Origin of the sequence: Legionella waltersii (assembly GCF_001468085.1) — a bacterium.
Classification (GTDB): Bacteria; Pseudomonadota; Gammaproteobacteria; order Legionellales; family Legionellaceae; genus Legionella; species Legionella waltersii.
In genome coordinates this window covers 1-14361 of record NZ_LNZB01000003.1, presented here as the reverse complement: position 1 = coordinate 14361, position 14361 = coordinate 1, and the positions used below count along the sequence as shown (strand labels likewise).

Here is a 14361-nt window from a genome sequence, read left to right as displayed (position 1 = left end):
GCTGAGTTCGGCATGAGCTTGATCGAAAATCAGATAAATTTTACTCCAAATATCAATTAGATGTTGGGAGTTATTTAGAAGTCCTGATCCATTCAGAGTCAATGTACTATAGTTATTTTATAGGCCACTGGTAAAACAAATGCGATGAACTCTAAGAGAGGAGTTGGGACTTCTAGCAACTCAAAGGAGCTTACGACTCCAGCAGTAGTTATTGGTTGCTCTCACAACAATCCAGATTGCAACCATGAAATTCATTCTTCCAGAGATGACTTTTTTACAATTGACATCAATGGTGATTTAAATCCCGATTTAAGACTAGATATAATACAAGATGAAATTCCAGAGTCACTAAATAATCGGTTTAAGTTAACGATTCTTGAGTGTCTGCCCTATCATGCTTACAATCACGATGAATTGTACGCGCAATTAACGGGATTCAGTGGTCAAAGGGGGCTAGACAATATCAGAAAAATGACCGATGAAAATGGTTTGATAATGATTGTTGGTAGTAGCAGTAATTATAGGTTTAGACGTTCCTTGGCGAGTTTAAAATACCTGGAAATCGCAGAAAACGATGAAGGCGGTTCTGTATTACTAGTTCCTAATAATCAGACTTTAAGTGTTGATGAAGTTCAGAAACAAGTCGATGATTTACCCGGGCCTCTTAAGGCGTCCATAGAAAAAGCAAGAACAAGAGACCGTCCTTTAAGGCCCACTGAATTTTGTCAATTCAATTATCAGGAATCTGATCGAAATAAAGCGCTCATTGTTGCCTTGGATAAATATGTATCGGCACGAATGTTAGGAGAAAAATATACAAGACGATTAAATCTGTTAGGGACTTCAATCAATTTTGGATATTCAATGAACGAGAAAGTTGATGCGGCCGACGCATTAATGCATGTTTTATTGGGTAATAAGCCTCTGGATTCACTTACACCACATCAAGGTCCCCTATCAAACGGAGTATTGGGGCGCATTGTTAAGAACCACCTGCATGGCCAACCGATTCAACATTTCATTCAATCCTCCACGAAAACTTATGCCCAAAGTCATAATCCTGTAAGCGATGCGCCTACTTTAAATGCGGCGCAAATTAAGCCTAAAATAGAACCGCCCACAGATGACAAATTCAAAAAACTTCATTTATTGAATAGATATTCAAAAAAACCAAGCACAGAAGAAGAGGACGAGCAAGAACGGCAAAGACTCAGCCACCTTGTAAACAGGGGAGTTAATCCATTTATCAGTGACGATGAATTAAAAGAGTTAGCCAACAATGGCGAAAAATTTTTTATTCCCCCGACCTCTTCTGATGAATGGCGTTTATCCTGTGGAGACGGGCATTTTTATAAAGGTACCTTGGTCGCAATTCATGATCAGGTACAAGCTGACCTCAACGAAGATACTGAGAATGCAAAGCTAATGGATGGATTCGCGAGAATTAATCGAGAGCTGCTTGCAAAACCTAACTTGGCATGTCCTAAACCCAATCCATCCGGATCTCGGGGTACAGCCACTCAAGAGCAAGATTTAACATCAAGGTCTACGATACGCACTCAAACCAAATACTAGCCCTAATTCAGGGTTTATTAATACATACTTCCTCTATCTAATTGAAATTAAGATTATTTGAATGATTTAATCTTTGTTGTTCTTGATATATAGTGTTCTATCTTCTAGAAAGGGATAGTTCTCATGTTAAAAAAAATAATACTTTGTCTTGCTACCATTACTGTAGCCGTGTCACCGATTAGCTTTACTGCCTCCGTACATGCAGACGGCGCACCTAAAACCAATCAGTATTGGTGGCCAAAAATGTTGGATCTTAGCCCTCTTCGGCAGCCCAATGTCACATCAAATCCAATGGGTGAGCAGTTTGACTATATTGAGGCGTTTAATACGCTCGACCTAAATGCCGTTATCGAAGATCTTAAGAAATTGATGACTAGCTCTCAGGACTGGTGGCCTGCTGACTTTGGTAATTACGGTCCTCTATTTATTCGCATGTCATGGCATGCTGCGGGAACCTATCGAATCTATGATGGTCGAGGCGGAGCCAATGGCGGTTTTCAACGTTTAGTTCCTCAAAACAGTTGGCCAGATAATGCGAATTTAGATAAGGCTCGACGATTGCTATGGCCAATCAAACAAAAATATGGAAATAAGATTTCTTGGGCCGATTTGCTTGTTTTGGCTGGAAATGTTGCTATGGACAACATGGGATTTAAAACCATGGGATTTGCAGGTGGCCGTGAAGATGCCTGGGAAGCAGTCAATATTAACTGGGGATCCGAGGGAAAATGGCTAGAGAGTAATCGCCATGCTTCAAATGGCACACTTAAAAAACCCCTTGCTGCTACAGTGATGGGATTGATATACGTAAATCCAGAGGGGCCAAACGGAGTACCAGATCCACTTGCAGCTGCGAAAGACATTCGTGAAACTTTTGGTCGTATGGCGATGAATGATGAAGAAACAGTTGCCTTGATTGCTGGGGGACATGCTTTTGGTAAAGTACATGGTGCTGCCTCGTCTGAAAACTTGGGTCCTGCCCCAGCAGGTGCCGACATTGAGCAGCAGGATTTCGGTTGGAAAAACAAATACGGTACAGGCAAGGGTAAGGATACCATAACCAGTGGTTTGGAGGGATCATGGACATCGACACCTACAAGATGGAGTCATTTTTATTTGATGAATTTGTTCAAGTTCAATTGGGTTCAAACCAAAAGTCCCGGTGGAGCTATACAATGGATTCCTGACGATAAAGGCGCTTCATCAATGGTGCCTGATGCTTTCGACAATAGCAAAAGACACGCGCCAATGATGCTAACTACCGATCTAGCGCTTAGATTTGATCCTGTTTACAGTAAAATCGCTAAACGTTTTCTGGATAATCCCAAAGAACTTGATGAGGCTTTCGCTAAAGCATGGTTTAAATTGATTCACCGTGACATGGGGCCGCGTTCACGCTACCTGGGTCCCTTGGTTCCTCAAGAAGTGATGATTTGGCAAGATCCTGTTCCTTCTGTCGATTACAAGCTAGTGGATGAAAAAGACATTGACCAACTTAAGAGCAAAATTCTTAATTCGGGTTTAACTAATGCAGAACTCATAAGAACAGCTTGGGCTTCAGCGTCTACGTTTCGTGGTACTGACATGAGAGGCGGTGCAAATGGAGCAAGAATTCGTCTTGCACCACAGAAAGATTGGGCTGCCAATAATCCACAGGAGTTAGCAAAAACGCTAAAAACACTCACAGACATTCAAACTAGTTTTAATCAATCTCAAACTCAAGGGAAAAAAATATCTCTTGCCGATTTGATTGTTCTTGGAGGCAATTCCGCAATCGAGCAAGCGGCCAAGAATTCAGGTTATACCATTAAAGTACCTTTTATGCCGGGACGCACAGATGCTACACAAGAGATGACCGACGTACAGTCGTTTGCGGTCCTCCAACCCATGGCAGATGGGTTCCGAAACTACTTTGATAAAAGCAATCAGAAATCACCACCGGAGATGCTGGTTGACAAAGCAAGCTTCTTGAAATTGAGTGTTCCAGAAATGACGGTATTGGTTGGAGGGATGCGTGTGCTTAATGCCAATACCGGACAAACCCAGTATGGCGTATTTACTGATAAACCCGGTCATTTAAGTAATGACTTCTTTATTAATCTATTGGATATGTCCACCGAGTGGCGAAAATCCAAAGATGAAGATGGAATCTATGAAGGTTATGATAGAAAGTCAGGCCAATTGAAGTGGAAGGCAACCTCAGTTGATCTCATTTTTGGTGCCAATTCAGAGTTAAGAGCAGTTGCTGAATTTTATGCAACTGATGATGCCAAAGAGAAGTTTGTAACTGATTTCGTTAAGGCTTGGGTTAAGGTTATGAATGCGGATCGTTTTGATCTCAAAAGAAAGGGCACTAAAAGCTCAGTCTAACTTATGAATCCCTATTATCCAGTGGCCAACCGTCTTAAATGTATTCGTTAAGACGGTTGTTGACTTTATTCCATGTCATGAACTCGAAAATTAATAAATTGCCATGGGTCACTGTGATCAACATGTTTATTATTGGAGCTGTCTTTGTCTGATAGAGGAGTCCAATCCGTATAATAACCACTTACTTTACCCAGATAAGGTAAGGCTAAACTTAATACATATTCATGGTCCATGTCTTCAGGCTCGGTAATTCCTCGTTCAGGATTTTTAATGGCCCAAATCATACCCGATAAAACTCCAGCGGCTACTTGCAAACTTGTAGCATTGTTATGCTTAGCCAACTGTTTGGATTCATGAATCGATAACTGAGAGCCATACCAATAAGCACCTTTTTTATTTCCCATTAATAAAACACCTAGTGCATCAGTTCCATCGACAATGTCTCTTAAAATGATTCGTTTGTCCTTTTGGGTTTTGTACTTTCTTTGCACTAATTCGTTTAACGATAAAATAGCATCGGGGCATGGATGATAAGCATAATGAACCGTTGGTCGGTAATGCACTTTATTGTCTTTATGTAGGGTTAAATACTCTGCTATGGATAAAGATTCCGCGTGAGTAATTAGAAAACCATGTATCGGACCAGAGCTAGGATTCCAGGTCCTAACTTTTGTTTCTGCGCCCGGTTTTTTAAGGTAAATGCCACAATTGGAACCAAAGTCGTGATGTTTAGCATCATGCGGCCAATGACGCTCATGGCTTCCCCAGCCTAACTCTGCGGGTCTAAGTGCCTCAGAAATTAAAGCATCGACTGACCAGGTATTAATAAATTCATCAGACTTTTTCCTTGGGGAAGAAATTTGTGTATCGTATTCAGATATGTGTATCGTTTTTATACCTAAATCATGGGCCAAATGAGCCCACTCCATTCTACTTTGGGGTTTTTTGCCTTTCCATTGATTGTCTTTTGCCAAATTCCATAAAGCTTGTTTAATAAAGTGGGATACTAAGCCAGGGTTAGCTCCATGCCTTAATACTGAGGTAGGGCCATGCCTTCTAAGATTTAACGTTGCATCACGTAATGCATAATTAGAGGGTAGTTGGCTATTATCACTGAACTTATCATTCCAATATTCCGCGGCTGCATCCAAATACAACAGTTTATTGGCATGACAGTATTTGATTAAATCAATGCAGCAAATGCCTACCGATAAATTTAACAAAAAGTCACCTGGTTCAAGAATAGAGGACAACAATTCTTTATAGTTGGTTTCTGTAACTGCAACCTCTGTGAAAGAGACGCCATAACTTTTAGCAACATCAGCACCCTGAGTATGTTTTGATAGGATATAAATTTGGGAGGGTTCTAATTTTAAATATTGAAATAAAAGAGGTAATATTGCCTGTCCTATACTGCCGAATCCAAGAATTAGTATTTTATTTTTAAACACAATTTGATTTGCCAATTTACTCATACCTACCCCTCAAAATAGAGGCTCTATTTTTTAATTATTTTGAAAGATTATTACTAAACGTCAGAATTATTATTGCTACACATGTATCTACCTCACTTTATTTAATTATAGCTCACAAAACGAGTCTGGGTTTTAAATTCTAGCGTCTAGGGGGATTTTTGATCTTCAAAATCGATTAGACAGGACTCAAGAAAACCACAAGGTCGCGGCAAAAACTATTTTTGAGCGAAGAGACAGGGGTTTTTTATAAGTACTGTTTGATGTCAGAGAGTGAACTGATATGCTTAATTAATTTCGCGAGTTGGTGAATGTAAATTTTAGACGCAATGATTATTTTTACTGACTAAAAAAAACGAATCGAGTGGCAAAGGAAATTATTGTGCTCAATCAATTAGGGACTCAATCAATGAAAACTTATGAAATGTACATCGATGGAAAATTCACTTCAGCCAAAAGCGGGATCACTCGCGATATTATTGACCCCGCAAATGGTCAATTGATTGCAAAGGTTCCTGAAGCAACCAAAGAAGATGTTGTTTTGGCGATAAAAGCTGCTCGAAAAGCCTTTGACTCTGGAGAGTGGAAAAAAACAACCGCGCTTGATCGAAGTAAACTCCTATTCAAGCTTGCCGATCTGATTCGTGCTAATGCTAAAAAATTAGAAGAGTTGGAAACGCGGAATTGCGGCAAACCTTTAGCAGAATCACAATACGATGTTGCTGATGCAGCCAATTGTTTTGAATTTTACGCTGGACTCACTACGAAAATTCATGGCGATACGATGTCAGTGCCAGCGAATTCGTTCAGCTATGTTGTGCGTGAACCAATAGGTGTGTGTGGACAAATCATTCCTTGGAATTTCCCACTGTTGATGGCAGCATGGAAACTGGCTCCTGCACTTGCAGCAGGAAATACGGTCATCTTAAAACCTTCAGAGCTAACACCGATTACTGCACTTGAACTGTTCAAACTGATTGATCAATGTGGGTTTCCAAAGGGTGTAGTGAATCTCATCACAGGTCCGGGTGTGGGAGTTGGTGATGAATTAACAACACATTCAATGGTTGATAAAATTGCATTTACTGGTGGAACAGCAACAGGCCGAAAAATCATGCAAGCGGCTACCGGAAATTTAAAGCGAATCACTTTAGAGCTTGGTGGAAAAAACCCCAATATTGTGTTTGCTGATTGCGATTTGGAAATGGCCATTGATGGCGCTCTTTTTGGTGCTTTTGCTAATCAAGGTGAGGTTTGTTCCGCTGGATCTCGTTTGATTGTTGAGCGCTCGGTACACAAAAAAATGGTGGATGGAATGTTGAAAAAAATTCCAAATATCAAGCTAGGTCATGGTTTAGACGAAGGTGTAAAAATGGGGCCGTTGGTTTCAAATGCCCACCGTGAAAAGGTAGAACATTACGTCAAGATAGGGATTGAAGAAGGCGCAAAACTGATCTGTGGTGGCAAGCGTCCAAAAGGTGAAGCTTTCGAAAAAGGATACTTTTTTGAACCAACGATATTTGATGACGTAAAACCAAGCATGCGAATTGCTCGAGAAGAAATTTTTGGCCCGGTACTTTCTGTTATCCCTTTTGATACGGAAGAAGAAGCTATTCACATTGCAAACGACACTGAATATGGTTTAGCGGCTGCAGTGTGGACCCAAAATTTGACTCGTGCTCATCGCGTGACATCTCAACTTCGCGCCGGAATTCTTTGGGTCAATCACTACCATCCAACTTACAATGAAATGCCTTGGGGTGGATACAAACAAAGTGGATCAGGTCGTGAATTGGGTTTGTATGGAATTGAAAGTTACCTTGAAATCAAACAAGTCAATATTAATTTGGATGAAACACCAATTGGATGGTACTGATGAATCAAATTCATATTAAAACGCAAATACCCGGTCCAAAATCAAAACTGCTCATGGAGCAACGGTATAAACACGTTGCTCGTGGTCCATTTCACGTTACCCCGGTTTTTGTAGAGAGGGCAAAGGGATCGTTTGTAGAGGATGTCGATGGAAATGTCTATTTGGATTTTTCCTCAGGAATTGGGGTTGTGAATGCAGGACATTGCCCTGATTCTGTAGTTCATGCAATCAAAGCTCAGGCAGAAAAATTCATTCATACTAGTTTTAATATTCTTCCTTATGAGGGATACATCAGAGTGTGTGAACAGTTAAATCATCATACTCCCGGACATTTTGAAAAAAAATCAATTCTACTGAATTCAGGAGCTGAAGCAGTAGAAAATGCCATTAAAGTTGCTCGAGTTTATACTGGAAAGCAAGCCGTGATTTGTTTTGATCATGCTTACCATGGTCGAACATACATGGCGATGACCCTTACAGCAAAAAATAAACCTTACAAGCATGGTTTCGGACCTTTTCCTTCCGAAATTTATCGCACTCCTTTTCCTTATGAATATCGTTGGGAGGGAAAAAATTGCGTGGAAGAGTGTTTTAATGATTTTTCTGAGCTGGTTAATTTACGTGTCGGTGTTGAAAATACTGCCGCAGTGATTTTTGAGCCTGTTCTGGGTGAAGGTGGGTACATACCATTCCCAGAACTATTTCTACAAAAACTCCGTGAATTTTGTACAACAAACGAGATTGTTTTGATTGCAGATGAAATTCAATCTGGCTTCGGACGGAGCGGATCGATGTTTGCTATGGGGGCAATGAAGATAGCTCCTGATCTTACCGTATCAGCAAAAGGGCTAGGGGGTGGAACGGTGATTGCTGCTGTAACCGGTAAAGCTGAAATGATGGATGCAGCAATGGTGGGTGGCTTAGGAGGAACCTTTGGTGGTAATCCATTAAGCTGTGCAGCTGCTCTAGAAGTATTTAAACTGTTTGAAGAAGGGAGTCTTTTGAAAAACGTGACACATCTTTCAAACGTACTTTATTCCAAACTATCTAAGTTTAAAGAGCGCTATCCAATAGTAGGTGATGTTCGCGGTTTAGGTCTTATGCAGGGAATTGAACTGGTGGAAGATAAAAAGACGAAGGTCCCCAATAAGGCTGCGACAGACAAATTAATCAGATTCTGTTTAGAGCATGGACTAGTAATTCTTAGCTGTGGTGTTTATGGGAATATCATTCGTTTCCTCATGCCACTGTCTACTGATGCGAAGGATTTAGAAATCGGACTTTCCATCATCGAAGAAGGACTAAAGACTTTATAGCTGAGACTTGAATCCTTCACAGAGTCGTTTTGAAGTGTAGCAACTACCTTTTACAAGACAGTTGCTACACTTTATGGAGTAGACGTCCCATAAATAGCCTGAGGTTGATGTTTCACATAGGCCCAATATCGATCACCGTAAGACCAGTGCCAATATTCTGTTGGATAATTCACGAACCCTACAGAGATTAAAGCTTCTGACATGATTTGTCTGTTTTTCTTGGCCGTAGCAGAAATATGCTTCGACGAAGTCAGGGATAATTTACCATCCGCATCACTCATCCAATCTTTAGGATGTATGCCCATATCCACTGCCTTTCCATGATCATCAATCAAATAAATATCAATAGCAGCACCTGTTGAATGAGGGGGGATATTGTGTGATTTATCCGGATTGATCACAGGAGAAACAAGCTTGGTTGTTTCTCGAAAAATGTGTTTTGACGACCAATCCGGGTGTCTTTTTTTAACGTTAGCGAGCTGTGTTTCAAAAAGCATTTTTTGCAAAGAGATACTTCGGTAGCCTTCATACAAACAAAAGTGCAGTCCTTTGGGTAGTTTCTTTTGAGCAATGATTAGTTTGTCATAAATCGTTTTTCGTAAATGGGTGTAATCCGTATTATTGGGAATTTCAGGCGAAGGCCCATAGGCAAGCTTACTTTGTTTGGTTAAATCCACCCAAGTTTCGTGAGTATCATGAATTGGTATCATTAATACCTTAGGGTCGCTTATCAAGGTAATCTTTTGTTGACTAGCGAAAGTAGAGGAAATAACACCTCCCACAAGCAATCCTACTATTAGTTTTCTCATTGTATCACCTAGGTGCGAACTGAGTTTGCAGAAAAAAAAGAACCAAGGATTGGAAATTTACACGAATCGTCTTTTATTGGTAAAGTCATTATTAAAATAAAATACAATATTAGGCAAATTAGGACTTATCCATTATTTCCTATCAGCTTCAGAAGTATAAAAATCAATAAAGCGTCTAATTTTAGGCTGCAAATAGCGGCTTTGTTGATAATAGAGATAGACTGGGCGATAGTTTTCACAAAACTCAGGGAGTATTTCAATTAGGCGCCCATCCTCTATAGCATCTGCTACGATATAATCATGCAACCATACAATACCCATGCCCTGAATAGCGCATTCACACATAGCGCGACTGTCGTTCAGCCACAATATGGGCTCCACATAAATTTCTTTATTGCTTTTGAATTTAACAACATTATCTGGTTTGCGCATACTGTGAGTGATGTATTGATGATTACTTAACTGGGCTGGAGTGTGAGGTTCTCCGTATTTTTCTATATAAAACGGTGAAGCACAAAGAATATATCGGGTTGTTGCTACTCGCCGACGCACTAGAGTAGATGGACCTTCCATGGACACCCCAAAAATTAAATCAATATTTTCTTCCGCTAAGTTAGGAAAGCGCTCCGCCAGCTCAACGTTAACTCGAAGTTTTGGATTAAGTGCCATAAACTCCGGTAGCTTTGGAAGTAGGTTTTTAACGGCAAAATATCGGCTGCTAATCACATTTAAAATTCCAGTGGGCTCACCTTGGCTCTCAGAAATGGCCATTTCTGCTTCAGCCAATTCTGCCAATGCTTTTTTGGATTGTTGGTAGTATTGCATGCCTATCTCTGTAAGAGAGACTTGTCGAGTTGTCCTTATGAGCAATTCGACTTTCAGATCTGACTCAAGTCGAGTCACCTGTCTGCTTATTGCAGCAGTTGATACCCCTTCCTTTCTAGCGGCAGCAGCAAAGCCATTTTGCTCTACAACTGAAATAAACGCGTTAATTTGTTCAAGTTTACTCATCCATTACTCGATTGTTGCGTATTGGTTAACATTAGTTGATAAAATTAATCATTGTTTAACAAATTGTCAATATTTATACTGTAGATCATCCAATTCAAAGAGGTTTGATCATGATCAAATCAGAACCAAAGTTACAAACAAGACTTCCTTTTACGACTTTATGGCTATTAATTTCATTTGCCTCAGTAAATGCAGTCTTGTTTACCCCGGCATTACCCAACATCGCGCATTTTTTTGCAATAGGTGAGGATACAGCACAGCAAACGATCACTTGGTTTTTGATAGGCTATGCCTTAGGACAGCTTGTGTATGGTCCATTAGCAAATCGATTTGGCAGAAAACCAGCTCTTTACGTTGGTGTTGGTCTACAAATTGTTAGTAGTTTACTCTGTGTGTTTGCGGGTACTATTCATGAATTTTGGCTACTTGTGTTAGCACGTTTTATGTTAGCGCTGGGTTCTGGGGTTGGATTAAAGATGACTTTCACTTTAGTGAATGAATGCTACGAACCCAAAATTGCTAGTCAAAAAATCGCTTATCTGATGTTGGCCTTTGCGATAACTCCAGGTCTAGGGGTGGCCATTGGAGGAGTTTTAAACACCTATTACGGATGGACCAGTTGTTTTTATGCAGGTGCTATTTATGGACTCGGACTGATGTTTTTGGTTGCTCGTTTACCTGAAACGCAAATATCCATAGATTTGGATGCTCTGCAATTGAAACATCTGCTGCATGGCTATAGTAGACAATTTAAAAATGGGCAATTAGTTACTGGTGGATTATTGATGGGCTTATCTACTTGTTTTGTCTATGTTTTTGCGGCAATCGCCCCTTTTCTTGCCATCACTGTTTGTGGTTTAAACAGTACCGAATATGGTATGGCAAGTATCCTGCCTCCTACAGGCTTAGTCCTTGGTTCAATCGTTGGGGCAACTCTTTCGAAAAAATATTCACTAGAGTCAATCATTCTGGCTGGAATATGGATAGCAAGTCTAGGCATATTATTCATGTTCATAACGATGCATATGGCTGTCTCGATTCTGTTTTCACTGTTTTTACCCATGATCGTCATCTATTTTGGGTTGTGCTTTATTATGGCAAATGCGTCAAGCATTGCAATGAGTCAAATCAACGATAAAGCCCATGGTTCTGCGGTGATGAATTTTATCAATGTTGGGTTAGCCACCTTCGTTGTATTAGGCATTGGCGTATTTCCAATGAAAATGTTCTTATTGCCCGGCATCTTTATTGTTTTGGCTATAACAATGGTGGGTGTATTTATCTGTGGGGTTAAAATGACTACTAATCTGCAAGCTATAGACGCTGATTGAGAGGGGCTATCTCCCCCACTACGATTTGCTAATAAGGGCTACCCTGGGCTTGCATGATATGATATTCCCGTATTAACGAGGCATAATACAGCATTAAGCTCGTTCACTCCTATGAATTTTATAACACAAGAGAAAGTCCAAAAGTCACTGTGTTTGTTGTTGTTTGCTCACCCAATGTCTTTTCAATCGATTTAAACGCACCATAAAATAAGGGATCAGTCCTTCAATTCCGATACCAGGTTGCCAATAGGGTGTCATATCGGGCTTATTAAAATAATTGGCTCCACTTTTAACAACCAAAAATTGACTAATAAGGTGCCAATAAAAAACATCAATGTCTGCATTTTCTGGATTGCCTTTAAATACTTCAGCTTCGTTAGTATACAAGTCTAATTTGTGATATTCTGGCTCATATAAGCCTCTATAAGAGGGGCGTTGCGCATTATTGAATGGGTCAGCATCTGGACGATAAATCGGTTTGAACTGCGTTACTAACATTTAATTTGAAAGTTAGTTAAACAGATTAAAGCACATCAATTATTGCTTGGCTTTTTTATTGATGGAGACAGTATGTTAAAAAGGAGCTCAATATTATTACTTGGTATAATTGTAAGTAATATGGGATTTGCAGGAAGCATGGGACCAATTTGTACTCCAGGAAACGTAACCATTCCCTGTGAGGCAAAAAAATGGGATTTGGGTTTTCAAGGACTATATTTACAACGTGTTACCACAGTGGGTGACTCCTATAGAAGTATACAAAATTCAGGTGTAACTCCCGTAAAATATGATAGTCCTGAATCATGGGATTGGGGTTATCGTTTAGAGGGATCTTATCAATTCAATACAGGGAATGACCTAAGTATTAATTGGACTCATTTTGATGATTATATTATTCGAGGGGATTTAGTAGGTGCCTATATAGCTACAGGTTTTTTGCCACAACCCTTTACCCAAATTAACAGTAGTAACTACAATCAAATCAATTTAGTACTAGGGCAGCATACAGATTTTGGTTTAATGAAGAAAATGCGTTTTTACGGGGGTATCCAATACACGGCTATAGAAATAAATAATAATAACTCATTTTTGAATAGTTTTGTCATCTCGGGACCAACTAGTGTCTCGGGATCCCAATTTGTGAATACCGAGTTTAAAGGAGTAGGGCCAGTTTGGGGATTGGATTATTCCTATGACCTTAACAGATCATGGAGTGTAACTGCAAATGCTGCGGCATCACTATTATTAGGTCATTCGAAATACAACAATGGTTACATAGCCAAAGCTGCGGGTGCAGCACCTTTTGTAGCTCTTTCCATTTATGGATCTAAGAGCTTAATTGTGCCAAGTTTAGAAACCAAACTCGGAGTTAATTATGCCTATGTAATGACAAATGGCACACTGAATGTTCAGGGAGGGTACCAGGTAACCAATTATTTCAATGCGATCCAGGCTTTGTTACTCCAAGTTATCGCTGGGCCACGTAGTGAAAATTATGGACTATTCGGACCTTATATAGGTTTTCATTTCCTTGGTAATACATAAATAGACTAAATATAAACCTTACAGAGCAGAATCCTATTCATGAAAGTAGTTTGTTTGTTATTAAAATTTGCTTGTATTCAGGGCTATTATTTACCAACCAATGTTAAGCTAGAACTAGGAAACTTCTAATAAGCTAACTACAACAGAATGTTCATATTCTTTAGCAAGAGCTAATGCGTTTGAGACATTATGATTAGATTCTGAACTCTTAGCTTCTGCACATAATAACTGTTTCACAAAGTTACTATGTCTATATTCCGCAGCCAACATCAGTGCAATTGATCCTTTTCTCCATTGTTGAGAGATGTCCATACCCAGCTTAATGAAACACAACAGCTCTAAAAGATGTGGTTTTTTTCTGTTATAACTCATCCGACACGGAAGTTACTCCTGTGTTAGAGCAGGATTAAAACGGAATTTCTTCTAAATTGGGTTGCAACATGTCACGCATTTTAGCTATGTGCCGATTTGCGGTTTTGTTGCTGGATTCATCAGCTGATTTCGGCGAGATGAGTAGCTGCATATGACTGACAACAATGCTTAATGCTTGACGAATTTTGCCTTCGTTGTCTGTCCATTGATTAGAAAATAATGTCAAGTTCGCTTTGTCACCAAGGCCTTAGATTTATTCTTGATGTTTTAATTTGGAACATTGTTCATATATTCGAATAGTCATTAAGTTGGTATTTGATTTGAACAATGCCTCCCAAATCAACTGTAGATATAAATGCCTTATAACCGCAGTCTTCCCTTGGGCGTGCCAATTGGTTAGCTTCCATAAGCCAATCAATGGACCCGTCATATCTCGCAATATAACCATCAAGACTTGTCGCTATAAATATCGATAACTTAGGCATAAAGGGATCTCGGAAAAATTTATAGTGAACTAAAATGTGGTGTTATCCCAGCTATTTCAGTTTAATCAATTATGAACATGAGTCATGAGAGCCGATTTCATTTTAAACCAGTCAGGACTTCTAAATAACTCCCAACATCTAATTGATATTTGGAGTAAAATTTATCTGATTTTCGATCAAGCTCATGCCGAACTCAGCT

At 39.7% G+C, this 14361-nt stretch carries 11 protein-coding genes and 2 pseudogenes; 6 read left to right on the top strand and 7 right to left on the bottom strand.

Annotated features, from left to right (window positions below; translation table 11 throughout):
* The first annotated feature begins 144 nt into the window (after positions 1 to 144).
* Positions 145 to 1575, top strand: coding sequence for a hypothetical protein (locus Lwal_RS00470; RefSeq protein WP_058478967.1), 1431 nt, complete (start codon positions 145 to 147; stop codon positions 1573 to 1575).
* Between the two features lie 123 nt (positions 1576 to 1698).
* Complete coding sequence (gene katG, locus Lwal_RS00465; protein ID WP_058478966.1) at positions 1699 to 3945, top strand: catalase/peroxidase HPI; 2247 nt, start codon at positions 1699 to 1701, stop codon at positions 3943 to 3945.
* A 65-nt stretch (positions 3946 to 4010) separates the two neighbouring features.
* On the opposite strand, the gene Lwal_RS00460 is transcribed toward katG, so the two are convergent.
* Positions 4011 to 5420, bottom strand: coding sequence for a saccharopine dehydrogenase C-terminal domain-containing protein (locus Lwal_RS00460; RefSeq protein ID WP_058478965.1), 1410 nt, complete (start codon positions 5418 to 5420; stop codon positions 4011 to 4013).
* Between the two features lie 406 nt (positions 5421 to 5826).
* On the opposite strand from Lwal_RS00460, the gene Lwal_RS00455 reads away from it, so the two are divergent.
* Positions 5827 to 7293, top strand: a complete 1467-nt coding sequence (locus Lwal_RS00455; RefSeq protein WP_058478969.1) for an aldehyde dehydrogenase family protein — start codon at positions 5827 to 5829, stop codon at positions 7291 to 7293.
* Complete coding sequence (locus tag Lwal_RS00450) at positions 7293 to 8609, top strand: aspartate aminotransferase family protein (RefSeq protein WP_058478964.1); 1317 nt, start codon at positions 7293 to 7295, stop codon at positions 8607 to 8609. The genes Lwal_RS00455 and Lwal_RS00450 overlap by 1 nt, the downstream gene beginning before the upstream one ends.
* A gap of 71 nt (positions 8610 to 8680) precedes the next feature.
* Here Lwal_RS00450 and Lwal_RS00445 read toward each other — a convergent pair whose 3' ends face one another.
* Entirely contained in the window at positions 8681 to 9418 is a 738-nt protein-coding gene (locus Lwal_RS00445; protein ID WP_083499998.1) for a M15 family metallopeptidase, read from the bottom strand.
* Between the two features lie 132 nt (positions 9419 to 9550).
* Positions 9551 to 10429: a LysR family transcriptional regulator gene (locus Lwal_RS00440; RefSeq protein WP_058478963.1), complete on the bottom strand. Its 879-nt coding sequence runs from the start codon at positions 10427 to 10429 to the stop codon at positions 9551 to 9553.
* Positions 10430 to 10539: 110 nt separating this feature from the next.
* Here Lwal_RS00440 and Lwal_RS00435 point away from each other — a divergent pair, with 110 nt between their 5' ends.
* Positions 10540 to 11760: an MFS transporter gene (locus tag Lwal_RS00435; RefSeq protein ID WP_058478962.1), complete on the top strand. Its 1221-nt coding sequence runs from the start codon at positions 10540 to 10542 to the stop codon at positions 11758 to 11760.
* 201 nt (positions 11761 to 11961) lie between these two features.
* On the opposite strand, the pseudogene Lwal_RS00430 reads toward Lwal_RS00435, so the two are convergent.
* Positions 11962 to 12216: pseudogene (locus Lwal_RS00430) on the bottom strand (multicopper oxidase domain-containing protein); the annotation flags it as partial.
* A 114-nt stretch (positions 12217 to 12330) separates the two neighbouring features.
* Between Lwal_RS00430 and Lwal_RS00425 the strand changes: the two are divergent.
* Positions 12331 to 13305: an Lpg1974 family pore-forming outer membrane protein gene (locus tag Lwal_RS00425; RefSeq protein ID WP_058478960.1), complete on the top strand. Its 975-nt coding sequence runs from the start codon at positions 12331 to 12333 to the stop codon at positions 13303 to 13305.
* Positions 13306 to 13419: 114 nt separating this feature from the next.
* Here Lwal_RS00425 and Lwal_RS00420 read toward each other — a convergent pair whose 3' ends face one another.
* The 3 genes and pseudogenes from Lwal_RS00420 to Lwal_RS00410 all read right to left on the bottom strand — a co-directional run.
* A complete protein-coding gene (locus tag Lwal_RS00420; RefSeq protein ID WP_058478959.1) occupies positions 13420 to 13677 on the bottom strand; it encodes an ankyrin repeat domain-containing protein in 258 nt (85 codons plus the stop codon).
* Between the two features lie 34 nt (positions 13678 to 13711).
* The gene (locus Lwal_RS00415) at positions 13712 to 13903 is read right to left on the bottom strand and encodes a single stranded DNA-binding domain-containing protein (RefSeq protein ID WP_231951008.1); all 192 of its coding nucleotides are present in this window, start codon (positions 13901 to 13903) and stop codon (positions 13712 to 13714) included.
* A 112-nt stretch (positions 13904 to 14015) separates the two neighbouring features.
* Positions 14016 to 14162: pseudogene (locus Lwal_RS00410) on the bottom strand (dihydrofolate reductase family protein); the annotation flags it as partial.
* Between the last annotated feature and the right edge of the window lie 199 nt (positions 14163 to 14361).

Excerpts from the sequence above, each read along its gene's own strand:
- Lwal_RS00470 (WP_058478967.1), top strand. The coding sequence starts at position 145 with ATGAACTCTAAGAGAGGAGTTGGGACTTCTAGCAACTCAAAGGAGCTT.
- katG (WP_058478966.1), top strand. The coding sequence starts at position 1,699 with ATGTTAAAAAAAATAATACTTTGTCTTGCTACCATTACTGTAGCCGTG.
- Lwal_RS00460 (WP_058478965.1), bottom strand. The coding sequence starts at position 5,420 with ATGAGTAAATTGGCAAATCAAATTGTGTTTAAAAATAAAATACTAATT.
- Lwal_RS00455 (WP_058478969.1), top strand. The coding sequence starts at position 5,827 with ATGAAAACTTATGAAATGTACATCGATGGAAAATTCACTTCAGCCAAA.
- Lwal_RS00450 (WP_058478964.1), top strand. The coding sequence starts at position 7,293 with ATGAATCAAATTCATATTAAAACGCAAATACCCGGTCCAAAATCAAAA.
- Lwal_RS00445 (WP_083499998.1), bottom strand. The coding sequence starts at position 9,418 with ATGAGAAAACTAATAGTAGGATTGCTTGTGGGAGGTGTTATTTCCTCT.
- Lwal_RS00440 (WP_058478963.1), bottom strand. The coding sequence starts at position 10,429 with ATGAGTAAACTTGAACAAATTAACGCGTTTATTTCAGTTGTAGAGCAA.
- Lwal_RS00435 (WP_058478962.1), top strand. The coding sequence starts at position 10,540 with ATGATCAAATCAGAACCAAAGTTACAAACAAGACTTCCTTTTACGACT.
- Lwal_RS00425 (WP_058478960.1), top strand. The coding sequence starts at position 12,331 with ATGTTAAAAAGGAGCTCAATATTATTACTTGGTATAATTGTAAGTAAT.
- Lwal_RS00420 (WP_058478959.1), bottom strand. The coding sequence starts at position 13,677 with ATGAGTTATAACAGAAAAAAACCACATCTTTTAGAGCTGTTGTGTTTC.